This is a genomic window from Lysinibacillus sp. 10T31 (assembly GCF_056394365.1).
The window spans coordinates 1-545 of sequence record NZ_JBFTHS010000165.1; the positions used below are offsets into that span (position 1 = coordinate 1).

Annotated in this window: 1 protein-coding gene; it reads left to right on the forward strand. The window is 63.1% G+C overall.

Translation table 11 applies throughout. The features are described 5' to 3' along the window. A partial coding sequence (locus AC1DCY_RS27390; protein WP_477355861.1) for a GtrA family protein occupies positions 1 to 306 on the forward strand: 306 nt, incomplete at its 5' end. Between the last annotated feature and the right edge of the window lie 239 nt (positions 307 to 545).

Below are 545 nucleotides of genomic sequence, written 5' to 3' on the forward strand. Positions count from 1 at the left end.
CTCCTGCACTGGATGGGCTATGCACTTGCCTACTTCATCGCGTACCTCGCAGGCATTGGTCTGTCATATGTGGTGAACGCGATGATGGTGTTCAAGCAGCCTATGACACGGCGCTCGGCCCTGCTGTTCCCTTTGATCTACGTGGTCCAGTTCCTGCTCGGCATGCTGATCCTGCGGCTGTGCATCGAGAAACTGGACACGCCGGAATGGCTGGGCATGGCAATCAGCATCGTGCTGACGCTGCCATTGGCCTTCGGTCTGTCGCGCTGGGCGATGCGGGCGCCGAAACCGCCCGGACATCTTTGATACCGCACGAAGGCGGGAGCCGACTCGGCGGCCATTTTTCCCCTTCTGCGTGACGGCCTGCTTGAACAGGCCGTCGCAGTCCCATCAGTCCAGTGCCTTCGCCGCCGTCACCGGCTGAAGTGTGATCGATCGCAGCGTCATGGCACTCGCGCCATTGCTGAAGACCCGCACTTCGACCCCCGGCACGGCCTCCGCGGCAGTGAGCCGAAGGCTGACAGGGGCGGCGGTCGGGCCGGCTA